We start from the raw sequence: 25,091 nt of genomic DNA, 5'->3' as shown, positions 1-25,091 counted from the left end.
GCGGAAAAACCGGAGCGTACACGTAGTACGTGAGGATTTTGAGCACTGCCCGGTTTCAAAATGGCAAGTAAAATAGCCTTATTACCTCTTGTCAGTTGATGGCGAAATAACTGCTATTAAGCATCAAATCCAGCGGCTGCGCCTGCGAAATAATATCCCCGTAGATCAAATCGATACCGATTCCCGACAGGGTATCCATCATTAGTGGCTGGTGGGTCGGTCCGGCGATGCTCTTCACGCCCAGTCGCTGGGCGTGGCCCTGAATAATGGTCACCATCATCTCGTCCATCAGGTTGCCGTGGACGTTGGTGACTAACTCAGGCTCCAGCAACAGGTAGTCGGCCATATGCGGTGTAAGGTGGTTAAACACTTCCAGATCGTGCCCGATATGGCTGAAAATAATGCGGCAACCCGCATGGCGCAGGCGTTTGAGATTCTCATTAATCGTGTTGCCTTCACGCATCAGCGCATCGGCATGAATAATCAGATGCAGCAAACGACCCGGCAGTGGTCCGCTTTCCAGCATTTGCAGCAGTTCTGCCACCAGAGACTGACTTGCCAGCCCAACGACGGAAAGCGGCAGCGCGACGCCAAGGCCTTTACCGGCGACGGCCGTTGCGTGGTTGCGGAAAAATTCGTGAAACACCCGTCTGTCGAGTGCGCGGATAAGTTCCGGTTCCGACAACCCTGAGCGGAACGCGTGCTCCTCCATCACTTCCCCTTCGCTAGTCCACAGGCGCAGCGACAGCAGCCAGAAATTGCAGGCCTCCGGCACGCGCGGAGAGGCCACACCGCGCGCAATCATCAGCAAATGGTTGTCTTTGATCATGTGCCACTGCTCATCCAGCGACATCATGTTGCGCTCATGCTGCATCAGCCCTTGCTGCGCTTCGTAGACGGTCACGATGCCGCGACCATTGTTCTTGGAGGCGTAACAGGCGATATCCGCCTGCGACATGACGTCTGATGCCTGGTAATTGCTCTCATCAATAATCGTAATCCCGGCGCTGGCGCCGATGCGGTGCAGGCGACCTTCCCACATAAAGTGATAATCATTGATGGCTTCAATCATCCGCCCGGAAATATAGCGCGCGCTCTCGACATTACAGTCCGGCAGCAGCAGGCCAAACTCATCACCGCCGAGACGGGCGAGGATATCGGTTGAGCGCAACATGCTGAGCATCAGTGAGGATATTTCACGTAACAAGGCATCACCTGCGGCATGCCCGGCTGTGTCATTTACTGCTTTAAAGCGGTCGAGATCGATAAACACCAGCGCGTGTCGCTGGTGGAACTCCTGTACGGTCACCAGCAGGCGCTTGAGATGGTTTTCAAAACTGACGCGGTTCGCCAGATGGGTGAGGGCGTCGTGAGAGGCGCTGTAGCTGAGCTGGCGCAGCATCTTGCGCGACTCGGTGACATCCTGGATAACCAGCACCGAGCCGATATTTTGCCCGTCCAGCGTGCTTAACGGCGTGACGCTGTAGTGGATATCGAAGCTACCGCCGGTGCGACAGTGCAGCACCACATCCTGCTCAATCGCGGTACGCGACATATCGCCGCTATGAATGTTTTCCATCACCGGACCGTTATCGCCGAAGGTGATGCGCAGCACGGTCAACAAGGGCTGACCAATGGCCTGTTCCTGCGGCCAGCCGCTCATTTTTTCCGCCACCGGATTCATAAAAGTGACTTTCATATCGATATCGGTACACAGCACCGCTTCGCCGATGGAATCCAGCGTAATGTGCAGCCGCTCTTTTTCCTGGAACAACGCATCGTTAAGCTGTTTCACCTCGGTCATGTCCATATTGACGCCGAGCAGCCGCTCAACTTCGCCGTTCTTATTGAGCACGCGGTTGGCAAGGGTGCGGATATGGCGAATCCCCTCTTTAACCGGCACTCTGAATTCCAGCTTGAAGGCGACGCGGGCGGCCAGCGCATCGCGGATAACGCGCTCGGTTTCCGGGCGATCCTCCGGCAGAATGCGTTCGTACCACAGATGCCAGGTTGGTTTGATATGCGCAGGGACTTCGTACATCTCAAACATACGTTTATCCCAACTGATGATGTCTGGCTCCAGCTCCCACTCCCAGATACCGATACCACCTGCTTCGTTCGCAAGGGTAATGCGCTCCATCAAGCGTTTGTTCACCCACTCGGTCTGCTTCAGGTCGTTAATATCTTCTATCTGGGCAATGAAATAGAGCGGGGTGCCATCGGCATGGCGCACGACGGAAACGGCCAGTAGCCCCCAGACCAGATTGCCATTACGTGTGTAATAGCGCTTTTCCAGCGAGTAGGTAGGAATGTCGCCGCGAATCAGTTGATCAAGCAGTTCGAGGTCTTTTTGTAAATCTTCCGGCCAGGTGAGTTGCTGAAAGTTCATTAAACGCAGTTCATCCTGGCTGTAACCCAGAAACTGGCACAGCGCTTTGTTGGCCTGCAGCCACTGCCCATCGGTGCCGACTAACGCCATGCCAATGGCGGAATATTCCATGGCGTTACGAAAACGTTCTTCGCTTTCGGTAATGTGCTTACGTTCGGCGCGAAAGGCGTACATCACCATTGTCATCACGTTAACCGGCAGCAGGATCATCAAAAATGGCAGCCAGGGCGCGTTGGTCATTACGCCGCTTTTCGGCGCGATAATCAGGTTCGGCTCCCGCGCGATGATCAACGACACCATCATGACGGTTATTAGAAACACCAGAAACGCTTCCATGCGCGGCAGACGAACCGCACTCCACATCAACAACACAATGACGGCGGTGAAAGGCCACGGTAAATAGTGCAGCGACAGCCAGCTAAGCGTCAGCGTAATGGCAAGCGTCGCCAGTGTTTCCAGCAGTAGTTGCGGTTTGCGATGGCGCAGCAAATAGTGCGGTTTGAATAACAGCCCGAGCGGCACCAGCGCCAGCGCGCCGATGGATTCTGACAACACCCAGATAATAAAGGTACGCAACACGTTTTCTGGCGCTACCAGCAGACAGATCAGCGCACCGCCGACCAGCGGCGGAACCACTGCGCTGCCAATGGCAAGGCGGATCCAGTCGCCCAGATTTTGCAGCGGGTTATACCAGGGCAACAGTTTACGCAGCAGTACCGCGCCAACGGCCGCTTCAACAATATTGACGGCGGTATAGCGCAGATCGACAAAAGAAACGGAAAAAAGCAGCACGGTAGCGGCAACATTGCCCAGCGCGCAGGCAAAGGCGATGCCGGGCCACATCTTACCCGCGTGGCGGTAAAACGCCACGGTCATGATCGCGGTGGGAAACCAGAGCGGGGCAATGACGGTACCAAAACGGATCAATTCCAGCGAGAACAGGGTAAAGATAAAAGAGAGTAAGCCTAAACTGAGGAGCCGCAGTCCAGGATAGGGTGTGGTAACCAAAACGCGCTGGTGTTGTTTCTTCATTACCGCTTAATCCGCAAGCCCTGTGCCGTCCGGAACAGAGTCCGACGAATGAAATTTGAAATTTGGATTATGCTAGTACAAACAATTTACAATTCCTATGCCGGGCGCTCATAATTTGACATCATAGTGTTATTAATTACTTAGTGGATGAATAAAACGCGTATCGCGCTCCATTTTTGAGCGGTTTGCTTTGCGAATAATGCGTTTTGCGGGTAAAAAATGGCGACTTTTTAGCACACCTGAATCCCGTGTCTATTCGACTGGTATCGTGACGGTGAAATCCCTATAATTGCGGCGTTTGACGCTCTGGCGTCGCCCTTCCTTTACATCCAGGTTATCAGGTCGCTAAATTTATGACTGATCAGTCTCATCAGTGCGTCATTATCGGCATCGCCGGCGCATCCGCTTCAGGTAAAAGCCTTATTGCCAGCACGCTTTACCGCGAACTGCGCGAACAGGTAGGTGATGAACATATTGGCGTTATTCCCGAAGACAGTTACTACAAAGATCAAAGCCATCTGTCGATGGAAGAACGTGTAAAAACCAACTATGACCATCCGAGCGCGATGGATCACAGCCTGTTATTCCAGCATTTAGAATCGCTTAAACGCGGCGAAGCCATTGAGTTACCGGTTTATAGCTACGTAGAACATACCCGTACGCAAGAAACCATTCGCATTGAAGCCAAAAAAGTCATCATTCTGGAAGGGATCCTGCTGCTGACCGATTCACGCCTGCGCGATGCAATGAACTTCTCTATTTTCGTCGATACGCCGCTGGATATCTGCCTGATGCGCCGTATTAAACGTGACGTTAACGAGCGTGGCCGTTCAATGGATTCGGTCATGGCACAATACCAAAAAACCGTGCGTCCAATGTTCCTGCAGTTTATTGAACCCTCCAAACAGTACGCCGATATTATCGTGCCGCGCGGCGGTAAAAACCGCATCGCCATTGATATTCTGAAAGCCAAAATCAGCCAATTCTTTGAGTAATAATGTTAGGCTGTCACCGTTCGTATTAATTTGTCCGACCCCTGAGGCGCGCTCAGGGGTATGCCGCATCAAAAGGAGAATGTGCCATGCGTCTTTGTGACCGAGATATTGAAGCCTGGTTGAACGACGGTCGGCTCGCGATTAACCCGCGCCCGCCGGTTGAGCGTATTAACGGTGCGACGGTTGATGTCCGCCTGGGCAACAAATTCCGCACATTCAGCGGGCACACGGCGGCGTTTATCGATCTCAGCGGCCCGAAACACGAAGTCAGCGCCGCGCTTGACCGGGTGATGAGTGATGAAATTGTGCTGGCAGACGGCGACGCTTTTTACCTGCACCCGGGGGAACTGGCGCTGGCGGTGACGTATGAGTCCGTCACACTGCCTGCGGATTTGGTCGGCTGGCTGGATGGTCGCTCTTCGCTGGCGCGTCTGGGTCTGATGGTGCACGTTACCGCGCACCGTATCGATCCCGGCTGGTCCGGTTGCATCGTGCTGGAGTTCTATAATTCAGGCAAACTCCCGCTGGCATTGCGTCCAGGCATGTTGATTGGCGCGTTGAGCTTCGAGCCGCTCTCCGGCCCGGCAGAACGCCCTTATAACCGCCGTGAAGATGCGAAATATCGTGATCAGCAAGGCGCGGTCGCCAGCCGTATTGATAAAGACTGAGTGAAGTAGACCTACTGAGGACGCCATGAGAAGAGTGTTAACCACGCTGATGATCCTGTTGGTCGTGCTGGTAGCCGGCCTTTCGGCGCTGGTACTGCTGGTCAATCCCAACGATTTTCGCGCTTATATGGTGCGTCAGGTTGAAGCCCGTAGCGGTTATCAATTGCAGCTTGATGGCCCGCTGCGCTGGCATGTCTGGCCGCAGCTTAGCATTCTCTCAGGGCGGATGACCTTAACCGCTCCCGGTGCGCAGACGCCGGTGGTCGCAGCCGACAATATGCGCCTTGACGTGAATCTCTGGCCGCTGCTTTCGCACCAGTTGCACGTCAAACAGGTGATGCTGAAAGGCGCGGTTATCCAGTTAACGCCGCAAAGCGCCGCTGCGCCGCAAAAAGGCGCTCCCGTGGCACCGCGTGAAAACAACCTGCCGCAGGTGGAAGGGGATCGCGGCTGGTCATGGGATATTGCCAGCCTGCAAGTAGTTGATAGCCTGCTGGTATTCCAGCACGATGATGATGAACAACTGACGGTGCGCGATATCCGCCTGCAAATGGAGCAGGATTCGTTGCACCAGGCAAAGCTTGATTTCGCCGGGCGCATTAACCGCAATCAACGTGATTTAACCCTCTCTTTCAGCGCGCAAGTCGATGCCCGCGACTATCCGCATAACCTCACCGCCGCCGTCGATAACCTGAAATGGCAATTGCAGGGCGGCGATGTCCCGACGCAGGGAATCGAAGGAGAAGGGCGCTTACAGGCGCAGTGGCAACGTGCGCAGCAACGCCTGACACTCAATGATCTGAGCCTGCGCGCGAACGACACCGCGCTTACCGGTAACGGCAGCGTGACGTTTGGCAACCTGCCGGTGTGGGCGCTCGATTTACAGTTTGATTCTCTCAACCTTGATAATTTGTTACCGCCGGAGCAGACCGCCGATAACAGCGGTTCGCCGCAGCAGCAAGGGCAGGCGCAAAACCGCCTGCCGCGGCCGGTTATCTCCACCAGTCTGGATGCGCCGGAGTACAACGGGTTACGCAGTTTTACCGCACAGATTGGCATTCGTGCGAAAAGCGTGCGCTGGCGCGGTATGCAGTTTGCGGATGTGGTCGGGCAATTCAATAATAATGCCGGTTTGCTGTCGATTCCCACCTTGCAAGGCAAAATGGGCAACGGAGAGATCTCGCTACCTGGCGAGCTGGATGTGCGCGGTGAGGGCTCCCTTGCGACCTTCCAGCCAAAACTGGATAACGTTGAAATTGGCACCATCCTGAAAGCCTTTAATTACCCGATTGCCCTGACGGGCAGCCTGAGCATGGCGGGGGATTTCTCCGGGCCAAATATTGATGCCGAGGATTTCCGCCGCCACTGGCAGGGTGAGGCGCACGTCGATTTGAAAAACAGCCGTATGGAAGGGCTCAACTTCCAGCAACTGGTGCAGCAGGCCGTGGCGCGCAGCAGCGATGTACAGGCGCAGGAAAACTACGATAACGCCACGCGCCTTGATAGCTTCACCAGCGATGTGTCGCTGGATAAAGGGTTAATGAAATTCAGTGATATGCAGGGCAGTTCTGCGCTGCTGTCACTTACCGGGGAAGGCGAAATGGACCTGCTGAAAGAGCAGGCCGATACCCGCTTTGAAGTGCGTGTCATGGAAGGCTGGAAAGGGCAGAGCGAGCTTATCGATTTCCTGAAAAATACCCCGGTTCCACTGCGTGTATACGGTAAATGGCAGGCGCTCAACTACAGCCTGCAAGTGGATCAATTGCTGCGTAAACATCTGCAGGATGAAGCGAAACGCCGGTTAAATGACTGGGCGGATCGCAATAAAGATCGCCAGAGCGGCAAAGATGTGAAAAAACTGCTCGAGAAGATGTAAGCGAGACAGTTTGCCGGGTGGACGCTCCGCCACCCGGCAAAGCAATTTACAAAATGCCTTCCAGCGCCAGGTGCTGTAACAGCATAATGGTTTTACCGTCGGCAATCTCACCGCTGCGGATAGCCGCCAGTGCCGCGGCGAAATCCATCTCCACGACTTCGATATCCTCGCCTTCCTCTGCTAAACCGCCGCCATCACCGATGCGGCGGCTGTCATCATATTCGGCGATAAAAAAGTGCAATTTTTCGCTGACCGAACCGGGGCTCATCCACGCTTCAAACACCTTTTGCACCTGCTCAAGCCGATAACCGGTTTCCTCTTCTGCTTCCTGTTTTATACGCGCTTCCGCGGCAAGTTCATCCAGTAAACCGGCTGCTGCTTCCAGTAAAAAGCCGCTGTGCTGGTTAACGAACAGCGGCAAACGAAACTGTCGGGTGAGGATCACGCTGCGTTTGCGGGTGTTGTACAGCAGGATCACCGCGCCGTTGCCGCGATCGTAAACTTCGCGGCTCTGGCGCTGCCATTCACCGTCTCTGCGGCGAAAATCAAAGGTGTACTTCGTCAGTTTGCCCCAGTCTTCGGATAAGGGTTTGGTCGCAACAATGCGTACTTGTGCATTTTCAGATGGCATATTGGCTCCTCAGGACGTAAGATTGCATCTTATCGTGCAGTTTCGTGCATTAAAAGGTAATTTCGTGCAAATGGAGCACCTCATGCTGACCTCACAACGCAAACAACTGATCCTTGCCCGCCTTGCTGAAGAGGGGCAGGTGCTGTCAAAAAATCTCAGTGAGCAATTCGGCATTTCAGAAGATACCGTGCGCCGCGACTTGCGCGAACTGGCGGCTGAAGGGCGTTTGCAGCGGGTTCACGGCGGCGCGTTACCGGCATCGGCTGCGGTGGTTACTTTTTCCGAGCGACAAACATTGCAATCGGATGCCAAGCGGCGGATCGCGCAGAAAGGGGCTGAGCTGGTATCGCCCGGGCAAGTGGTGATGATTGATGGTGGCACCACCACCAGTGAGTTAATCCGCTTTTTCCCTGAAGATCTGCGCATTACCGTCGTCACCCATAGCCCAGGTATCGCTGTCGGGCTGGCACAACATCCATTTATTAATGTGGTGATGATTGGCGGCCAGCTTTATAAACACTCTATCGTCAATGTCGGCGCGGCGGCGCTGGAGGGAATTGCTCGCGTGCGCGCCGATCTTTTTTTTATGGGAGTGACCGGCGTGCACGTTGAGGCGGGTTTAAGCACGGGTGATTTCGAAGAGTCGCGTATCAAGCATGCCATGGCGCAAAGGGCGGCGGAGACAGTGGTGCTGGCCTCACCGGAAAAATTAAACACCGCCTCACCGTGGGTGATCGGCGATATCGGGCTTATCAATACGCTGGTGGTTGATGCGCAAACCGATGCGCGCACACTGGAGCCGTTTGCCCGGCGTGGTATTGCGGTTGTTAAAGCGTAGGAAAGCAGGCGGGAAATAGCCGGGGCGAACCCCGGCATGTTTTACACTTCGTAATCGAGATTAGTGTCGCTGCCAAGCGGAATAAGCTGCACTTTTTGCACCCGATGGCTTTCAACATCCAGCGTTTTTAGCAGGTAATCACCCACCTGCACCTCTTCTCCCGGCTGTGGAATACGTTGCAAATACTCCATCAGCAGTCCGGCAATGGTGTGATATTCGCGTTTATCGTCGAGCGGCAGCGGGACATACTGAACCAGATCTTCCAGCGGCATATGACCGTTTGCCGTCCAGCTACCGTCACTGTTTTTCTGAATATCGTGGCGCGCGTCAATCTCTTCTACTTCGTTGGGCAAATTGCCGGCGATAGTTTCCATCACATCGCTTAAGGTGACCACCCCTTCAACGGAGCCAAACTCATCCACCACAAACGCAAAGTGAGTACGAGCATTACGGAACTGTTCCAGTGCCTGCAACAGCGGTAATCCTTCCGGGAACACCAGCGGCTGACGCACCAGCACGCGCAGATCGAGCGGTTCGCCATGTAACGATTGCTGGAGCAGATCGAGGATATGCACCACGCCCAGCAGGGTGTCATCCTCTTCGCCACCGGTGACAACCACACGCGTATGCTGGTTTTTATCCAGCAATGCGCGGACTTCAGCTTCCGGCGCGCTCAGATCAATATGTTCAATATCGTGACGCGACGTCATGATGCTGCTCACCGTACGCTGATTAAGATTCAGCACGCGCTCAATCATCCGCCGCTCCTGCGGGTTGAAAATCTGATCATCGTCGCCGTCGCGCAGCATTGAGGCGGCATCGGCATCCAGCTCCGCTTCTTCTTTACGTCCGCTCAGCAAACGCATGACCGTTTCGGTGGTACGCTGGCGCAGCGTGCGGTTGGCGAACAGAAAACGGCGGCGGTTGAAGATAGCCAGCTGGTTCAGTGCTTCAATCATTACCGAGAAACCAATCGCGGCGTACAGGTATCCTTTCGGTATATGGAAACCAAACCCGTCTGCCACCAGGCTAAAACCGATCATCAGCAGGAAGCTGAGACACAGAATAACAATCGTAGGATGGTTATTGACGAAGCGGGTGAGGGATTTACTCGCCAGCAGCATCAGCGAAATGGCGATAACCACCGCCGCCATCATCACGGCCAGGTGATCAACCATCCCTACGGCCGTGATCACGGAATCCAGTGAGAACACTGCGTCCAGCACAACAATCTGCGTTACCACGGCCCAGAATTTCGCGCCGCGCCGCTGCGTGGGGTTGTCGCTGTCTTTCCCTTCGAGGCGCTCGTTGAGTTCAACCGTTGCTTTAAACAACAGGAACAGCCCGCCCACTAACATAATTAAATCGCGGGCACTGAAACTGAGGCCGCGTATGGTAAATAAAGGTTGGGTCAGTGTGACCAGCCAGGAAATTGAGGCCAGCAACAGCAGGCGCATCAGCATGGCGAGTATCAGACCGGTGACGCGCGCGCGGTCACGCTGCGCCGGTGGCAATTTCTCGGCGAGAATTGCAATAAAAACCAGGTTATCAATACCAAGCACCAGTTCAATCACGACCAGCGTGACCAGACCAGCCCAGATTGACGGATCGGCAATCCATTCCATCGTTAACGTAACACCTTATGTGATATGACAATTGTCACAATGCGATCATGGATAAAGCTGAGATAAATTGCAATGTTAGCCTGCGATTTATCTTATTTTAGGTGGTTATTTAAAACGCTTTAAATGTTATTTCCTTATTGTTTCTGTGATTAATTATAACTATTTAAATATGGAAAATAGGAAAAGTCGCATCGCTAATATCAGCTCGGTTTTTTGTCAATATGCGGTAAATCCTAAAAAGCTAAATTTTTGGTCTTAATATTATTCTTAAAAAGATGTTTATCTCTGAATGTCGCCTTGCCTGCTATTCGCTTAGCTGCAACAATTCCTCCAGCATCGTTCAAATATACCAGCGTGTTTATTTTCAGCATTGTTAATCAGTGCGAAAGCCGGTACCTGCCGTATTTTATCTGGTTGGTAAATAGCGCCACCAGAAAGAGGATGTAATGGATGACTATCAATGACTTAGCGTCAATCAGTGAATTGGTAACTGAAAGCCAGGGGCGGTAGCGTGCCTGCGGGTATGTCAATCAGCCTGGATTATTCTGTAATCGCATGTGGTTGAATAAACGCTTTTTAGGACTGATGCCAGTTATATTTCTCAAGAATTAACTGCATTCTGAATCTGTGTACAGCTTGAGCGCTTATTTAAATCGCACAGGATAATTACTCTGCCAAAGTGATAATTAATCAATGATGAAATCTAAAACGAAATTGATGCCATTATTGGTGTCCATTAGCTTGATGAGTGGCTGCACCGTCTTCCCCGGGAGCAATATGTCTACGATGGGAAAGGATGTGATTAAACAGCAGGATGCTGATTTTGATATAGACCGTATGGTGAATGTCTATCCATTAACCCCGCGTCTGATTGAACAATTGCGCCCGCGCACCAATGTTGCTCAACCGAATATGTCACTGGATCAGGAGATTTCCGCCTACCAGTACCGCGTTGGCCCAGGGGATGTGCTGAACGTAACCGTGTGGGATCACCCGGAACTCACCACGCCAGCCGGTCAGTATCGTAGTTCGAGCGATGCCGGTAACTGGGTACAACCCGATGGCACCATGTTCTATCCGTATGTCGGTAAGATTCACGTCGCCGGTAAGACGCTGAATGAGATCCGTAGTGATATTACCAGCCGTTTAGCGACCTATATTGCTGACCCGCAGGTGGACGTTAATATCGCCGCGTTCCGCTCACAAAAAGCCTATATCTCCGGTCAGGTAGCGAAATCGGGTCAGCAGGCGATCACCAACGTACCGCTTACCGTACTTGATGCGATCAACGCCGCGGGTGGTCTGACCGACAGCGCAGACTGGCGCAACGTCGTGCTGACACACCAGGGCCAGGAACAGCGTATTTCGCTGCAGGCGCTGATGCAAAACGGCGATCTCAGCCAGAACCGTTTGCTCTACCCCGGCGACATTCTGTTTGTTCCGCGTAATGACGATCTGAAAGTGTTCGTGATGGGCGAAGTGAAAAAACAGAGCACGCTCAAAATGGACTTCAGCGGCATGACGCTGACCGAAGCGCTCGGCCAGGCCGAAGGTATCGATCTGACCACCTCCAACGCCAGCGGCATTTTTGTTATTCGTCCGCTCAAAGGCAACGAAAGTGGCCGTGGCAACAAGATCGCCAACATTTACCAGCTCGATATGTCGGATGCCACATCGCTGGTTATGGCAACGAACTTCCGTCTCCAGCCGTATGATGTGGTGTATGTCACGACCGCACCGGTTGCGCGTTGGAACCGTCTTATCAACCAGTTGCTGCCGACAATCAGTGGCGTTCGCTACATGACCAACACGGCCAACGACATCCAAAATCTGCAATGACTATGTTCAACAAAATTCTGGTGGTATGCGTGGGGAACATTTGCCGTTCCCCCACGGCAGAACGGCTGCTGAAAAAATACCAGCCCGCTTTAACGGTAGACTCAGCCGGGCTGGGCGCGCTGGTTGGACGTAGCGCGGACGCCAACGCCGTGAGCGTGGCGGCGGATAATCAACTCTCTCTGGAAGGGCATTGCGCGCGACAAATTACCGGAAAAATGTGCCGCGAATACGACCTGATTCTGGTGATGGAAAAACGTCATATTGCCCGCCTGTGCGAGATTGCCCCGGAAATGCGTGGAAAGGTCATGTTATTTGGCCACTGGGATAACGAGCGGGAGATCCCCGACCCGTATCGCAAAAGTCGTGAAGCTTTTGAAGCTATTTACACCTTACTTGACCAGTCTGCCCGCCATTGGGCGCAGGCATTGCAAGCTCAGCAGGGATAATAATGACAGAGAAAACACACCATTCGCATTCTGCTGCCCCGGCGGTGGGCAACGACGAAATCGATATTGGCCGTTTGCTCGGCACAATCATTGAGGCTCGCTGGTGGGTGCTGGGCATCACCTCGGTCTTCGCACTGATTGCTGTGGTCTACTGCCTGTTCGCAACTCCTATTTACAGCGCCGATGCGCTGGTGCAAATCGAGCAGAATACCGGAAGCTCGCTGGTGCAGGATCTGAACAGCGCGCTGTCGAACAAGCCACCGGCGTCGGACGCGGAAATCCAGCTTATTCAGTCACGACTGGTGCTGGGTAAAACCGTTGACGATCTCGATCTGGATATCTCCGTGGTGAAAAACACCTTTCCGCTGTTTGGGGCAGGGTGGGAGCGCCTGATGGGGCGGCAGAACGAGACGGTGAAAGTCACCACGTTCACGCTGCCAAAAGGCATGAACGAGCAGACTTTCACATTAAAAGTGCTCAGCCCGAAACAGTATCTGTTAAGCAGTGACGGCGGTTTTGAAGCGCGCGGCGAAGTGGGGCAACAGCTCAGCAAGCAAGGCGTCACCATGATGGTGAGTGCCATTCAGGCCTCGAATGACAGCGAGTTCACCGTGACCAAGTTTTCTACGCTTGGCATGATTAACAACCTGCAAAACAATCTGACGGTAACCGAGAACGGTAAAGACACCGGCGTGCTGAGCCTCACCTATACCGGCGAAGACCGCGATCAGATTCGCGCCATTCTGGACAGCATCACGCGCAACTACCTTGAGCAGAACATTGAGCGCAAATCCGAAGAAGCGGCCAAAAGCCTGGTCTTCCTCGATAAGCAACTGCCGGAAGTGCGCAAAAACCTCGATGAGGCCGAGGAAAAACTCAACACCTACCGTCAGCGCAAAGACTCCGTCGACTTGCCGCTGGAAGCGAAATCGGTACTCGATTCGATGGTCAACATCGATGCGCAGTTGAACGAACTGACCTTCCGTGAAGCGGAAATCTCCAAACTTTATACCAAAGTTCACCCGGCTTACCGCACGTTGCTGGAAAAACGTAAAGCGCTGGAAGATGAGAAAGCGAAGCTGAACGATCGCATCACCGCGATGCCGGAAACGCAGCAGGAGATTGTTCGCCTGACGCGCGATGTCGAATCAGGCCAGCAGGTTTATATGCAGTTGTTGAATAAACAGCAGGAGCTGCGTATCACCCAGGCGAGTACCGTTGGCGATGTGCGTATTGTCGACCCGGCCATTGCACAACCGGGCGTGCTGAAGCCGAAGAAAGCGCTGATCATTCTTGGCAGCATTATCCTGGGCCTGATTGTTTCGGTAGTCGGCGTGCTGCTGCGCTCGCTGTTTAACCGCGGTATCGAAAGCCCGCAAGTGCTCGAAGAGCAGGGAATCAGCGTCTACGCCAGCATTCCACTGTCGGAGTGGCAAAAAGCGCGGGATAGCGTCAAAACCATCAAAGGGGTTAAACGCTATAAGCAGAGCCAGTTGCTGGCGGTGGGCAACCCAACGGATCTGGCCATCGAAGCGGTGCGCAGCCTGCGTACCAGCCTGCACTTCGCCATGATGCAGGCCAATAACAATGTGTTGATGATGACCGGGGTTAGCCCGTCAATCGGTAAAACCTTTGTCTGCGCCAACCTTGCGGCTGTGATTAGCCAGACCAATAAACGCGTACTGCTGATCGACTGCGATATGCGCAAAGGCTACACCCATGAACTGCTGGGCACCGACAACGTAAATGGCTTGTCCGAAGTGCTGGCCGGGAAGGGCGCTATCGAAAGTTGCGCGAAGCCAACTTCTATCAGCAACTTTGACCTGGTGCCGCGCGGTCAGGTGCCGCCAAACCCATCCGAGCTGCTGATGAGCGAACGCTTTAGTCAGCTGGTGAAATGGGCCAGCAGCCACTACGACCTGGTGCTGATCGATACCCCGCCGATCCTCGCGGTAACGGATGCGGCAGTCGTGGGTCGCCACGCCGGCACCACGCTGATGGTGGCGCGTTACGCGGTGAATACGCTCAAAGAGATCCAGACCAGCCTGAGCCGCTTCGAGCAAAACGGCATTCAGGTGAAAGGCGTGATCCTGAACTCGATTTTCCGCCGCGCGACCGGCTACCAGGATTACGGCTACTACGAGTACGAATACAAGTCCGATTCAAAATAACCAGACCTTACCTCTGTCCCTCAACGCGCTGCGCCTTTTCCCTTATGGGAAAAGGCGGCAGTAAGGGCGAAAGCGGCATGTTGAACGCATTAGGGAACGCATCATGAGCACAACAGCAAACCCGTTAATTTCAATTTATATGCCAACCTGGAACCGGCAACAGCTGGCGATCCGCGCGATTAAATCGGTGCTGCGCCAGGATTACCCGCACTGGGAAATGATCATTGTTGATGACTGCTCCGCAAACTTCGAGCAGTTACAGCAGTTTGTTGATGAGCTGGGCGACCCGCGTGTCAGTTACACGCGTAACGCCTTTAACTCCGGTGCCTGCGCGGTGCGTAACCAGGCGATTTTGCAGGCGAAAGGCCAGTACATTACCGGCATTGACGATGACGATGAGTGGACGCCAAATCGCCTGTCCGTTTTTCTGGCGTACAAACATCTGCTTAATACCCGCGCTTTTTTGTACGCCAACGATTATGTCTGCCAGGGCGAAGTCTATGCGCAACCGGCGAGCTTGCCGCTCTACCCGAAATCGCCGTTCTCGCGCAAGCTGTTCTACAAGCGCAACATCGTGGGTAACCAGGTGTTCACCTGGGGGTGGCGTTTTAAAGAGAGCTTATTTGATACTCAATTGAAGGCGGCGCAGGATTACGACATTTTCCTGCGGATGGTCGAGGAGTACGGCGAGCCGTGGAAAATCGAAGAAGCCACGCAGATCCTGCACATTAACCACGGTGAAATGCAGATCACCTCTTCGCCGAAGAAATTTTCCGGTTACTTCCACTTTTATCGTAAGCACAAAGACAAATTCGATCGCGCCAGCAAGAAATATCAGCTGTTTACCCTCTACCAAATTCGCAATAAGCGGATGAACTGGCGCACGTTGTTGACGCTGTTTTCTCTGCGTAACGGTAAGCGTCTGGCTGATGGGCTGCGGGGGAAATAATGCGTCTGGAAGATTTTCGCGCTAATCACTGGAATTTGCGCCCGTGCTGCATGGTTGCGGCGTACCGCATTGCTCATTTTTGCTCCGTGTGGCGCAAAAAGCATGTCATCAACAATCTCTGGGCTGCTCCCGTCATTTTGTTGTACCGCTTTGTCACCGAATGCCTGTTTGGCTATGAAATTCAGGCCGCCGCGACAATTGGTCGCCGCTTTACCATTCATCACGGTTATGCGGTGGTGATCAATAAATATACTGTCGCCGGGGATGATTTCACCATTCGTCATGGTGTCACCATCGGCAACCGTGGGCCCGATAACCTGGCCTGTCCGGTGATTGGCAACAACGTTGAACTGGGTGCCAACGTAGTGGTGATTGGCGATATCACCATTGGTAATAACGTCACCATTGGCGCGGGGAGCGTGGTGCTCGACAGCGTGCCGGACAACGCGCTGGTGGTTGGCGAAAAAGCGCGCGTGAAGGTGATTAAATGAATATTTTGCAATTTAACGTGCGCCTTGCAGAAGGCGGTGCCGCAGGCGTCGCGCTCGATTTACATCAGCGCGCGCTGCAACAAGGCATTTCATCACGTTTTATTTACGGCTATGGCAAAGGCGGCAAAAAAAGCGTCAGCCACGACAACTATCCGCAGGTGTATAAACAGACACCTCGTCTGACGTCCATCGCTAACCTGGCGCTGTTTCGCCTGTTTAACCGCGATGTTTTTGGCAACCTGAATAATCTCTATCGCACCGTGACCCGCACAGAGGGTCCGGTGGTACTGCATTTTCATGTCATGCACAGCTACTGGCTGAATCTGGATGAACTGGTGACATTTTGCCAGAAGGTGAAAGCGCACAAGCCGGATGTCATCTTTGTCTGGACGCTGCATGACCACTGGAGCGTGACCGGGCGCTGCGCCTTTACCGATGGCTGTGAAGGCTGGAAAGAAAATTGCCGCAAATGCCCGACGCTGTCGAACTACCCGCCGGTGAAAGTTGACCGTGCGCATAAGCTCGTTGACAGCAAACGTCAGTTATTTAACGACATGCTGGCGCTTGGCTGCCAGTTTATCTCCCCCAGCCAGCACGTGGCGGACGCCTTTAATAGCCTGTATGGTGCCGGGCGCTGCAGCATTATCAATAACGGCATTGATGTAGCAACAGAGGCCATTCTTGCCGAACTGTCGCCAGTGAAAGAGACGCAAGGCAAACCGAAGATTGCGGTGGTGGCGCACGATCTGCGTTACGACGGCAAAACCAATCAGCAACTGGTGCGTGACATCATGGCGATGGACGACCGCGTGGAGCTGCATACCTTCGGTAAGTTTTCCCCGTTTGAGGGTAAAAACGTTGTCAACCACGGTTTTTTGACCGATAAGCGCAAATTGATGAGTGAACTCAACGAGATGGACGCGCTGGTCTTTAGTTCCCGCGTGGACAACTATCCGTTGATTTTGTGCGAAGCATTATCGATCGGTGTGCCGGTGATTGCCACCCATAGCGATGCGGCGCGCGAAGTGTTGCAGAAATCGGGCGGTAAGACCTTCAGCGAGCAGGAGGTATTGCCGCTAGTGCAGTGCCATAAAGCCGACATTGCCCAGGCGGTATTTGGCGAAAGCCTTGACGCGTTCCGCGCGCGCAGCCGCCAGGCATACAGTGGCCAACAGATGCTGGAGGAGTATGTCTCATTCTATCAAGGTCTGTAGCTACCTCCTGCTGCCGCTCATTTATCTGCTGGTTAACGTCAAACTCCTCCAGTTAGGAGAGAGTTTTCCCATCACTATCGTGACGTTTTTGCCGGTGCTGCTGCTGCTCTATGTTGAGCGCATCAGCGTGAAAAAGTTGATGATAGCGCTGGGTGCCGGGGCAGGATTGACGCTGTTTAACTTCATTTTCGGTAAGTCGCTGGACGCCAGTAAATATGTCACTTCGACGATGCTGTTCGTTTATATCGTGATCATCATCGGCATGGTGTGGAGTATCCGCTTCAAAACCATTTCACCGCATAATTACCGCAAGATATTGAGATTTTTCTATGCGGTAGTGGCATTCGTGGTGCTGTTAGCGGCGATGGAAATGGCGCAGATTATCCTCACAGGCGGCAGCAGTTTAATGGAGGGGATTTCGAAATATCTCATCTATAGCAACAGTTACGTGCTGAATTTTATCAAGTTCGGCGGTAAGCGTACTACGGCGTTATATTTCGAACCGGCATTCTTCGCTCTGGCGTTAATCTCAATTTGGCTCAGCATCAAACAGTTTGGTATCAAAACGCCGAAGACCGATGCTATGATTTTGGCAGGGATAGTTCTTTCGGGATCGTTCTCAGGGGTAATGACATTTATCCTGTTTTATCTGCTGGAATGGGCTTTCCAGTATCTGAACAAAGAGGCGATCCGTAAAAAGTTACCATTGGCAATTATTTCACTGGCAGTGTTTATTGTTGGCGTTGTATTTGCTTTTCCATATATCGCAGAACGAATCGGCGATTTAGGTACGGAAGGCTCTTCCTCGTATTATCGTATTATCGGTCCGCTGGTGATGGTGGGATATTCACTGACCAATATTGATGGTGTAGTAAGATTTGGCTCACTTTACGAATATGTCGCATCATTCGGAATCTTTAACGGTGCGGACGTCGGGAAAACAATAGACAATGGGTTGTATCTGCTGATCATTTATTTTTCATGGTTCGCAGTATTACTGACCGGATGGTATCTGTTTAAAGTTGGAAAAATGACGATAAATGCCTTTGGCAACAATCAGAATTTTCGCGTTCAACTTTATCTGTTCACTCCGATATCGTTGTTTTTTACGGGGTCTATTTTTAGCCCGGAATATGCGTTTTTAATCGTTTGTCCATTTATTCTGCGCAAAGCGTTGAATATAGCGACTACATGATGAGGTGGGTCAAATGCTGCTAAGTGTTATTACTGTCGCGTTTCGTAATTATGAAGGTGTGATGAAAACCTGGCAGTCGCTGGCTCACCTGGCGAAAGCGCAAAATATTGAATTCGAATGGATTGTGGTTGACGGCGGTTCTCAGGATGGTACTGAGGAATTTCTGAAAAACCTCAACGGTCAGTACAATTTACGTTATATCAGCGAACGCGATAAAGGCATCTATGATGCCATGAATAAAGGGATCGATATGGCCGCAGGACGCTTTGCGCTGTTTCTCAATTCCGGCGATATTTTCCATGAAGAAATTGTGGATGTTGTTCGTCAGCTGGACGATGAGAAAGAGAATGCAATGTATATTGGCGATGCGCTGCTGGATTTCGGCGATGGCACAAAAATACGTCGTGGCGCAAAACATGGCTGGTATATTTACCACAGCTTACCGGCCAGCCATCAGGCTATATTTTTCCCGGTAAATGGTCTGAAAACTTACCCCTACGATCTGCAATATAAAGTCTCTTCCGATTACGCTTTAGCCGCCAGAATGTTTAAAGCGGGGTTCCCGTTTAAACGTTTGAAAGGTCTTGTATCTGAATTTTCGATGGGCGGCGTATCAACGTCTAATAACCTTGAATTATGTCAGGATGCTCGCAATGTGCAGCGTAAAATATTACGCATGCCGGGCTTCTGGGCACAGTTGTCTTATATGTTGCGTTTACGGACGACCGGCAAAGCGAAAGCCTTATATAACAAAGCATAACGCTCAGATATAAGGAAAAATGATGCAGGATTTAAAAGGATTCTCCGTGCCGAAAGGCTTTCGGGGCGGCAACGCTATTAAGGTTCAACTGTGGTGGGCGGTGCAGGCGACATTATTCGCCTGGTCCCCGCAGGTGCTGTATCGCTGGCGCGCATTTCTGTTGCGTTTATTTGGCGCAAAGATTGGAAAAGGTGTGGTTATTCGTCCATCGGTAAAAATTACTTATCCGTGGAAATTAACATTAGGCGATTACAGCTGGGTAGGAGATGACGCAGTGTTATACACGCTGGGTGATATTTCTATCGGTGCGAATTCAGTGGTTTCTCAGAAATGTTATTTGTGCACCGGCAGTCACGATTATATGAGCGCGCATTTTGATATTAACGCGACGCCAATCGTGATTGGTGAGAAGTGCTGGCTGGCGACAGATGTGTTTGTCGCGCCGGGCGTCTCCATCGGCGACGGGACGGTAGTCGGTGCTCGCAGCAGTGTTTTTAAATCGCTTCCGGCAAATGTGATTTGCCGTGGCAATCCCGCAGTGGTGACGCGCGAACGCGTTGAAAAGGTAACTCCCTGAACTGGGACTATTGAGGAAAATAAATTATGTCTAAAGTCGCTCTCATCACCGGCGTAACCGGGCAAGATGGCTCTTATCTGGCGGAACTGCTTCTGGAGAAGGGTTACGAAGTTCACGGCATTAAACGCCGCGCTTCCTCATTCAATACCGAGCGTGTGGATCACATCTATCAGGATCCGCACACCAGCAACCCGAAATTCCATCTGCACTACGGTGACCTGACCGATACCTCCAACCTGACGCGTATCCTGCAGGAAGTGCAGCCGGATGAAGTCTACAACCTGGGCGCGATGAGCCACGTGGCTGTGTCGTTCGAATCCCCGGAATATACCGCCGACGTTGATGCCATGGGTACGCTGCGTCTGCTGGAAGCCATTCGCTTCCTGGGTCTGGAGAAGAAAACCCGTTTCTACCAGGCGTCCACCTCTGAGCTTTATGGTCTGGTGCAGGAAATCCCGCAGAAAGAGACCACGCCGTTCTACCCGCGCTCTCCGTACGCGGTTGCCAAACTGTACGCGTACTGGATCACCGTGAACTACCGCGAATCCTACGGCATGTATGCCTGCAACGGCATTCTGTTCAACCACGAATCTCCGCGCCGTGGCGAAACCTTCGTGACCCGCAAAATTACCCGTGCTATCGCCAATATCGCACAGGGTCTGGAATCCTGCCTGTACCTCGGCAACATGGACTCCCTGCGTGACTGGGGCCATGCCAAAGATTACGTGAAAATGCAGTGGATGATGCTGCAACAGGAAAAACCGGAAGACTTCGTTATCGCCACCGGCGTGCAGTACTCCGTGCGTCAGTTCGTGGAAATGGCGGCGGCACAGTTGGGTATCAAACTGCGCTTTGAAGGCACCGGCGTGGAAGAGAAAGGCATTGTCGTTTCTGTGACCGGCCATGACGCACCGGGCGTGAAACCGGGCGATGTGATTGTTGCCGTTGACCCGCGTTACTTCCGTCCTGCTGAAGTGGAAACCCTGCTCGGCGACCCGAGCAAAGCGCACGAAAAACTGGGCTGGAAACCGGAAATCACCCTGCAGGAGATGGTCTCCGAAATGGTGGCAAAAGATCTGGAAGCAGCGAAAAAACACTCACTGCTTAAGGCCCACGGTTACGAGGTTGCCATCGCGCTGGAGTCCTGAGCATGACCAAACAACGTGTTTTTGTGGCTGGCCATCGCGGGATGGTGGGGTCAGCCATCGTACGGCAGCTCGAACAGCGGGCGGATATCGAACTGGTGCTGCGTTCCCGCGAGGAACTGAACCTGTTAGACAGCGCGGCTGTGAATGCGTTTTTCGCCAGTGAGCGTATCGATCAGGTTTACCTGGCGGCGGCGAAAGTGGGCGGTATTGTGGCGAACAATACCTACCCGGCGGACTTCATCTACGAAAATATGATGATTGAGAGCAACATCATTCACGCCGCGCACAAGAACGACGTGAACAAGCTGTTGTTCCTCGGTTCGTCCTGCATCTACCCGAAACTGGCTCACCAGCCGATTGCGGAAAGTGAGCTGTTGCAGGGGACGCTGGAGCCGACCAACGAGCCGTACGCGATTGCCAAAATCGCCGGTATTAAGTTGTGCGAATCCTACAACCGTCAGTATGACCGTGATTACCGCTCGGTGATGCCGACCAACCTGTACGGGCCGCACGACAACTTCCACCCGAGCAACTCGCATGTGATCCCTGCGCTGCTGCGCCGTTTCCACGAAGCGACGCAGGAAAATGCGCCGGATGTGGTGGTGTGGGGCAGCGGCACGCCGATGCGCGAATTCCTGCATGTGGATGATATGGCTGCGGCCAGCATTCATGTCCAGGAGCTGGCGCGCGAAGTGTGGCAGGAGAATACCGAACCGATGCTGTCGCACATCAACGTCGGCACCGGCGTGGACTGCACCATTCGTGAACTGGCGCAAACCGTGGCAAGCGTGGTGGGTTACAAAGGTCGCGTGGTGTTTGATGCCACCAAACCGGACGGCACGCCGCGTAAACTGCTCGATGTGACCCGCCTGCATCAGCTTGGCTGGTATCACGAGATCTCACTGGAAGCGGGGCTTGCCAGCACCTACCAGTGGTTCCTTGAAAACCAGCACCGGTTCCGGGGGTAAGTATGTTTTTGAGTCAGGAAGATTTTGCCACGGTGGTGCGTTCAACCCCGCTGATTTCCATCGATTTAATCGTGGAAAACTCACGCGGCGAGTTTTTACTCGGCAAGCGTACTAACCGCCCGGCCCAGGGATACTGGTTTGTCCCGGGCGGACGCGTGCAAAAGGACGAGCCGCTGGCGGCCGCTTTCGAGCGACTGACTCAGGCGGAACTGGGACTGCGCCTGCCGATGTCGGCAGGCGAGTTTTACGGCGTCTGGCAGCACTTCTATGACGACAACTTTTCCGGCCCGGATTTCACCACGCATTACATCGTGCTGGGCTTCCGCCTGCGTGTGGACGAAGAGTCCCTCGCGCTGCCGCAGGATCAGCACAACGACTACCGCTGGGGAACGCCGGAGTCACTGATTGCCGACCCGCTGGTACATGACAATAGCCGCGCCTATTTCCTCGACGCGCAGGGAGTACCGGGCTTATGAAAATCCTGGTCTATGGCATCAACTATTCGCCGGAGCTGACCGGGATCGGTAAGTACACCGGCGAAATGGTGGAATGGATGGCCCGTCAGGGCCATGACGTGCGCGTGATTACCGCGCCGCCGTACTACCCGGAGTGGAAAGTGGGCGCGCAATACAGCGCCTGGCGCTGGCGCAAAGAGCAGGGCGTTGCCACCGTGTGGCGCTGCCCGCTGTATGTGCCCGCACAGCCATCGACCTTAAAACGGCTGCTGCATCTGGGCAGCTTTGCCCTGAGCAGCTTCTTTCCGTTGATGGCGCAGCGTCGCTGGAAACCGGATCGCATTATCGGCGTCGTGCCGACCCTGTTTTGCACGCCGGGCATGCGCCTGCTGGCAAAACTGAGCGGCGCGAAAACCGTGCTGCACATTCAGGATTATGAAGTCGACGCCATGCTGGGGTTAGGCATGGCGGGTAAAGGTAAAGGTGGCCTGGTGGCGAAACTGGCGACCGCCTTTGAACGCAGCAACCTGCATAACGTTGACAACGTATCGACCATCTCCCGCTCGATGATGAACAAAGCGCGGGAGAAAGGTGTGGCGGCGGACAACCTTATTTTCTTCCCGAACTGGTCCGAAGTGGCGCGTTTTCGCGATATCGACGACGGATCCGTCGCGCAACTGCGCCGCACGCTCGGCCTGCCGGATGACAAAAAAATCATTCTTTACTCCGGCAATATCGGTGAGAAGCAGGGGCTGGAAAACGTTATTGAAGCGGCGGCAAAACTGCACAACCAGCCGTGGCTGTTTGTGATTGTCGGTCAGGGCGGCGGCAAGGCGCGGCTGGAAAAAATGGTCAGCGAGCGCGGGCTTCACAACGTGAAATTCTTCCCGTTGCAGCCGTATGACGCGTTGCCTGCCTTATTAAAAATGGGCGATTGCCATCTGGTGATCCAAAAACGCGGCGCGGCTGACGCCGTGCTGCCGTCCAAACTGACCAACATTCTGGCGGTCGGCGGCAATGCCGTGATTACCGCCGAAGAGAGTACCGAACTTGGCCAGCTGTGTCTGACCCAGCCTGGCATTGCGGTCTGCGTTGAACCGGAATCGGTCGACGCGCTGACCTGGGGCATTGAACGCGCGCTGGCGCTGCCCAAAAACAACACGGTGGCACGTGAATATGCCGAACGCACGCTCGAAAAAGAGAACGTGTTAAGCCAGTTTATTGCAGATATCAGCCCGGAGAATTCCATTCAGCCCGCACCAGCCCGCGAAAGCGTGCATGACGGCGAACTGAACTTCGACGGTAATGGGGATAAATCATGAGTCAAACACAACTGTACCCGGTCGTGATGGCCGGCGGCTCCGGCAGCCGTTTGTGGCCGCTGTCCCGTGTGCTTTACCCTAAACAGTTTCTCTGCCTGAAAGGCGAACTCACCATGTTGCAAACCACCATCTGTCGCCTGAACGGTGTGGAGTGCGAAAGCCCGGTGGTGATTTGTAACGAACAGCACCGCTTTATCGTGGCGGAGCAACTGCGTCAGCTGCACAAGCTGACCGAAAACATCATTCTGGAACCGGCAGGTCGCAACACGGCTCCGGCTATCGCGCTGGCAGCGCTGGCGGTAAAGCGCCACAACCCGGATAGCGATCCGCTGATGCTGGTGCTGGCCGCTGACCATGTGATCCAGGATGAAGAGGCGTTTCGCACGTCGGTACGCAATGCGATCCCTTACGCCGAAGCGGGCAAACTGGTGACCTTTGGTATCGTGCCGGATCTGCCGGAAACCGGTTATGGCTACATCCGTCGCGGCGCGGTTTCAGCCGGTGACGTCGATGCGGTGGCGTTTGAAGTGGCGCAATTTGTCGAAAAACCCAACCTCGAAACGGCGCAGGGTTATGTGGCGAGCGGCGAGTATTACTGGAACAGCGGTATGTTCTTGTTCCGCGCCGGTCGCTATCTGGAAGAGCTGAAAAAGTATCGTCCGGATATCCTTGAAGCCTGCGAAAAAGCGATGGATGCCACCGACCCGGATATGGACTTTATCCGCGTTGATGAAGCGTCTTTCCTCGCCTGCCCGGAAGAGTCGATTGACTATGCGGTCATGGAACGCACCGCCGATGCGGTTGTGGTGCCAATGGATGCTGGCTGGAGCGATGTTGGCTCCTGGTCGTCGCTGTGGGAAATCAGCCAGCACACGCCGGAGGGAAACGTCCATCACGGCGACGTCATCAGCCATAAAACCGAAAACAGCTACGTTTACGCCGAATCAGGCCTGGTCACGACCGTCGGGGTGAAAGATCTGGTGGTGGTGCAGACCAAAGATGCGGTGCTGATTGCCGACCGTAACGCCGTGCAGGATGTGAAAAAAGTGGTCGAGAAAATCAAAGCCGACGGGCGCCACGAACATCACATTCACCGCGAAGTTTACCGCCCGTGGGGTAAATATGACTCCATCGACTCCGGAGACCGCTATCAGGTAAAACGCATTACCGTGAAGCCGGGCGAAGGACTTTCCGTACAGATGCATCATCACCGCGCTGAACACTGGGTGGTGGTCGCCGGTACGGCAAAAGTGACAATTGATGGCGAGGTGAAATTGCTGGGCGAAAACGAATCTATCTATATTCCGCTCGGCGCGCGCCACTGTCTGGAAAACCCTGGGAAAATTCCGCTCGATCTGATCGAGGTACGCTCCGGTTCGTACCTTGAAGAGGATGACATTGTGCGGTTCGCCGATCGTTACGGCCGTATTTAATTCCCGTGCCGGATAACGAGAAAGTTATCCGGTTTATAAATTTAAATTAATCAACAAGATATGGCCATT

The 25,091-nt window shown here is 53.5% G+C and carries 21 protein-coding genes; 18 read left to right on the top strand and 3 right to left on the bottom strand.

Annotation, left to right across the window (positions count from 1 at the left end; all coding sequences use genetic code 11):
• Positions 1-91 precede the first annotated feature (91 nt).
• Positions 92-3,421 (bottom strand): diguanylate cyclase, encoded by a 3,330-nt coding sequence (locus tag IP581_RS14755; RefSeq protein WP_193820729.1) that lies wholly within the window; start codon positions 3,419-3,421, stop codon positions 92-94.
• Positions 3,422-3,774: 353 nt separating this feature from the next.
• Here IP581_RS14755 and udk point away from each other — a divergent pair, with 353 nt between their 5' ends.
• The 3 genes from udk (at position 3,775) to asmA (ending at position 6,960) form a co-directional block, all read left to right on the top strand.
• Positions 3,775-4,416 carry a uridine kinase gene (gene udk, locus IP581_RS14750; protein ID WP_017458502.1) on the top strand — a complete coding sequence of 214 codons (642 nt, stop codon included), beginning with the start codon at positions 3,775-3,777 and terminating at the stop codon, positions 4,414-4,416.
• 86 nt (positions 4,417-4,502) lie between these two features.
• Positions 4,503-5,084 carry a dCTP deaminase gene (gene dcd / locus IP581_RS14745; protein WP_086868319.1) on the top strand — a complete coding sequence of 194 codons (582 nt, stop codon included), beginning with the start codon at positions 4,503-4,505 and terminating at the stop codon, positions 5,082-5,084.
• Between the two features lie 25 nt (positions 5,085-5,109).
• Entirely contained in the window at positions 5,110-6,960 is a 1,851-nt protein-coding gene (gene asmA, locus IP581_RS14740; RefSeq protein WP_086868321.1) for an outer membrane assembly protein AsmA, read from the top strand.
• Positions 6,961-7,006: 46 nt separating this feature from the next.
• Here the strand turns inward: asmA and IP581_RS14735 are convergent, their stop codons facing one another.
• Positions 7,007-7,591 carry an NUDIX domain-containing protein gene (locus IP581_RS14735; protein ID WP_193820728.1) on the bottom strand — a complete coding sequence of 195 codons (585 nt, stop codon included), beginning with the start codon at positions 7,589-7,591 and terminating at the stop codon, positions 7,007-7,009.
• An 82-nt stretch (positions 7,592-7,673) separates the two neighbouring features.
• Between IP581_RS14735 and IP581_RS14730 the strand changes: the two genes are divergently transcribed.
• A complete protein-coding gene (locus IP581_RS14730) occupies positions 7,674-8,429 on the top strand; it encodes a DeoR/GlpR family DNA-binding transcription regulator (protein ID WP_193820727.1) in 756 nt (251 codons plus the stop codon).
• Between the two features lie 41 nt (positions 8,430-8,470).
• Here the strand turns inward: IP581_RS14730 and IP581_RS14725 are convergent, their stop codons facing one another.
• Positions 8,471-10,054, bottom strand: coding sequence for a TerC family protein (locus IP581_RS14725; RefSeq protein ID WP_193820726.1), 1,584 nt, complete (start codon positions 10,052-10,054; stop codon positions 8,471-8,473).
• A gap of 693 nt (positions 10,055-10,747) precedes the next feature.
• Here IP581_RS14725 and IP581_RS14720 point away from each other — a divergent pair.
• The 14 genes from IP581_RS14720 to cpsB all read left to right on the top strand — a co-directional run bounded on the left by IP581_RS14720 (position 10,748) and on the right by cpsB (position 25,022).
• Positions 10,748-11,893: a polysaccharide export protein gene (locus IP581_RS14720; RefSeq protein ID WP_086868329.1), complete on the top strand. Its 1,146-nt coding sequence runs from the start codon at positions 10,748-10,750 to the stop codon at positions 11,891-11,893.
• A 2-nt stretch (positions 11,894-11,895) separates the two neighbouring features.
• Positions 11,896-12,339 carry a low molecular weight protein-tyrosine-phosphatase Wzb gene (gene wzb / locus IP581_RS14715; RefSeq protein WP_025263910.1) on the top strand — a complete coding sequence of 148 codons (444 nt, stop codon included), beginning with the start codon at positions 11,896-11,898 and terminating at the stop codon, positions 12,337-12,339.
• Between the two features lie 2 nt (positions 12,340-12,341).
• The gene (gene wzc, locus IP581_RS14710; protein WP_097399438.1) at positions 12,342-14,510 is read left to right on the top strand and encodes a tyrosine-protein kinase Wzc; all 2,169 of its coding nucleotides are present in this window, start codon (positions 12,342-12,344) and stop codon (positions 14,508-14,510) included.
• A 103-nt stretch (positions 14,511-14,613) separates the two neighbouring features.
• Positions 14,614-15,459, top strand: a complete 846-nt coding sequence (gene wcaA / locus IP581_RS14705; protein ID WP_097399439.1) for a colanic acid biosynthesis glycosyltransferase WcaA — start codon at positions 14,614-14,616, stop codon at positions 15,457-15,459.
• Positions 15,459-15,950, top strand: coding sequence for a colanic acid biosynthesis acetyltransferase WcaB (wcaB, locus tag IP581_RS14700; RefSeq protein WP_086868337.1), 492 nt, complete (start codon positions 15,459-15,461; stop codon positions 15,948-15,950). Before wcaA ends, wcaB begins: the two co-directional genes overlap by 1 nt.
• Positions 15,947-17,164 carry a colanic acid biosynthesis glycosyltransferase WcaC gene (gene wcaC, locus IP581_RS14695; RefSeq protein WP_193820725.1) on the top strand — a complete coding sequence of 406 codons (1,218 nt, stop codon included), beginning with the start codon at positions 15,947-15,949 and terminating at the stop codon, positions 17,162-17,164. The genes wcaB and wcaC overlap by 4 nt, the downstream gene beginning before the upstream one ends.
• Positions 17,139-18,359, top strand: coding sequence for a colanic acid polymerase WcaD (wcaD, locus tag IP581_RS14690; protein ID WP_065370571.1), 1,221 nt, complete (start codon positions 17,139-17,141; stop codon positions 18,357-18,359). Before wcaC ends, wcaD begins: the two co-directional genes overlap by 26 nt.
• 13 nt (positions 18,360-18,372) lie before the next feature.
• The gene (gene wcaE / locus IP581_RS14685; RefSeq protein ID WP_193820724.1) at positions 18,373-19,119 is read left to right on the top strand and encodes a colanic acid biosynthesis glycosyltransferase WcaE; all 747 of its coding nucleotides are present in this window, start codon (positions 18,373-18,375) and stop codon (positions 19,117-19,119) included.
• A gap of 22 nt (positions 19,120-19,141) precedes the next feature.
• A complete protein-coding gene (wcaF, locus tag IP581_RS14680) occupies positions 19,142-19,696 on the top strand; it encodes a colanic acid biosynthesis acetyltransferase WcaF (protein ID WP_086868343.1) in 555 nt (184 codons plus the stop codon).
• Between the two features lie 26 nt (positions 19,697-19,722).
• Positions 19,723-20,844: a GDP-mannose 4,6-dehydratase gene (gene gmd, locus IP581_RS14675; protein ID WP_017458486.1), complete on the top strand. Its 1,122-nt coding sequence runs from the start codon at positions 19,723-19,725 to the stop codon at positions 20,842-20,844.
• A gap of 2 nt (positions 20,845-20,846) precedes the next feature.
• Positions 20,847-21,812: a GDP-L-fucose synthase gene (fcl, locus tag IP581_RS14670; protein ID WP_086868345.1), complete on the top strand. Its 966-nt coding sequence runs from the start codon at positions 20,847-20,849 to the stop codon at positions 21,810-21,812.
• Between the two features lie 2 nt (positions 21,813-21,814).
• The gene (locus IP581_RS14665) at positions 21,815-22,288 is read left to right on the top strand and encodes a GDP-mannose mannosyl hydrolase (RefSeq protein WP_193820723.1); all 474 of its coding nucleotides are present in this window, start codon (positions 21,815-21,817) and stop codon (positions 22,286-22,288) included.
• The gene (wcaI, locus tag IP581_RS14660; RefSeq protein ID WP_193820722.1) at positions 22,285-23,589 is read left to right on the top strand and encodes a colanic acid biosynthesis fucosyltransferase WcaI; all 1,305 of its coding nucleotides are present in this window, start codon (positions 22,285-22,287) and stop codon (positions 23,587-23,589) included. The genes IP581_RS14665 and wcaI overlap by 4 nt, the downstream gene beginning before the upstream one ends.
• On the top strand, positions 23,586-25,022 hold the full coding sequence (gene cpsB, locus IP581_RS14655) for a mannose-1-phosphate guanyltransferase (RefSeq protein ID WP_193820721.1): 1,437 nt from the start codon (positions 23,586-23,588) through the stop codon (positions 25,020-25,022). Before wcaI ends, cpsB begins: the two co-directional genes overlap by 4 nt.
• The last annotated feature ends 69 nt before the right edge of the window (positions 25,023-25,091 follow it).

The organism is Kosakonia pseudosacchari, assembly GCF_015167415.1.
GTDB lineage: Bacteria > Pseudomonadota > Gammaproteobacteria > Enterobacterales > Enterobacteriaceae > Kosakonia > Kosakonia pseudosacchari.
This window is presented reverse-complemented; position numbering and strand designations above follow the sequence as displayed.

Coding starts and splice junctions, on each gene's coding strand:
- IP581_RS14755 (WP_193820729.1), bottom strand. CDS start 3,421: ATGAAGAAACAACACCAGCGCGTTTTGGTTACCACACCCTATCCTGGA.
- udk (WP_017458502.1), top strand. CDS start 3,775: ATGACTGATCAGTCTCATCAGTGCGTCATTATCGGCATCGCCGGCGCA.
- dcd (WP_086868319.1), top strand. CDS start 4,503: ATGCGTCTTTGTGACCGAGATATTGAAGCCTGGTTGAACGACGGTCGG.
- asmA (WP_086868321.1), top strand. CDS start 5,110: ATGAGAAGAGTGTTAACCACGCTGATGATCCTGTTGGTCGTGCTGGTA.
- IP581_RS14735 (WP_193820728.1), bottom strand. CDS start 7,591: ATGCCATCTGAAAATGCACAAGTACGCATTGTTGCGACCAAACCCTTA.
- IP581_RS14730 (WP_193820727.1), top strand. CDS start 7,674: ATGCTGACCTCACAACGCAAACAACTGATCCTTGCCCGCCTTGCTGAA.
- IP581_RS14725 (WP_193820726.1), bottom strand. CDS start 10,054: ATGGAATGGATTGCCGATCCGTCAATCTGGGCTGGTCTGGTCACGCTG.
- IP581_RS14720 (WP_086868329.1), top strand. CDS start 10,748: ATGATGAAATCTAAAACGAAATTGATGCCATTATTGGTGTCCATTAGC.
- wzb (WP_025263910.1), top strand. CDS start 11,896: ATGTTCAACAAAATTCTGGTGGTATGCGTGGGGAACATTTGCCGTTCC.
- wzc (WP_097399438.1), top strand. CDS start 12,342: ATGACAGAGAAAACACACCATTCGCATTCTGCTGCCCCGGCGGTGGGC.
- wcaA (WP_097399439.1), top strand. CDS start 14,614: ATGAGCACAACAGCAAACCCGTTAATTTCAATTTATATGCCAACCTGG.
- wcaB (WP_086868337.1), top strand. CDS start 15,459: ATGCGTCTGGAAGATTTTCGCGCTAATCACTGGAATTTGCGCCCGTGC.
- wcaC (WP_193820725.1), top strand. CDS start 15,947: ATGAATATTTTGCAATTTAACGTGCGCCTTGCAGAAGGCGGTGCCGCA.
- wcaD (WP_065370571.1), top strand. CDS start 17,139: ATGTCTCATTCTATCAAGGTCTGTAGCTACCTCCTGCTGCCGCTCATT.
- wcaE (WP_193820724.1), top strand. CDS start 18,373: ATGCTGCTAAGTGTTATTACTGTCGCGTTTCGTAATTATGAAGGTGTG.
- wcaF (WP_086868343.1), top strand. CDS start 19,142: ATGCAGGATTTAAAAGGATTCTCCGTGCCGAAAGGCTTTCGGGGCGGC.
- gmd (WP_017458486.1), top strand. CDS start 19,723: ATGTCTAAAGTCGCTCTCATCACCGGCGTAACCGGGCAAGATGGCTCT.
- fcl (WP_086868345.1), top strand. CDS start 20,847: ATGACCAAACAACGTGTTTTTGTGGCTGGCCATCGCGGGATGGTGGGG.
- IP581_RS14665 (WP_193820723.1), top strand. CDS start 21,815: ATGTTTTTGAGTCAGGAAGATTTTGCCACGGTGGTGCGTTCAACCCCG.
- wcaI (WP_193820722.1), top strand. CDS start 22,285: ATGAAAATCCTGGTCTATGGCATCAACTATTCGCCGGAGCTGACCGGG.
- cpsB (WP_193820721.1), top strand. CDS start 23,586: ATGAGTCAAACACAACTGTACCCGGTCGTGATGGCCGGCGGCTCCGGC.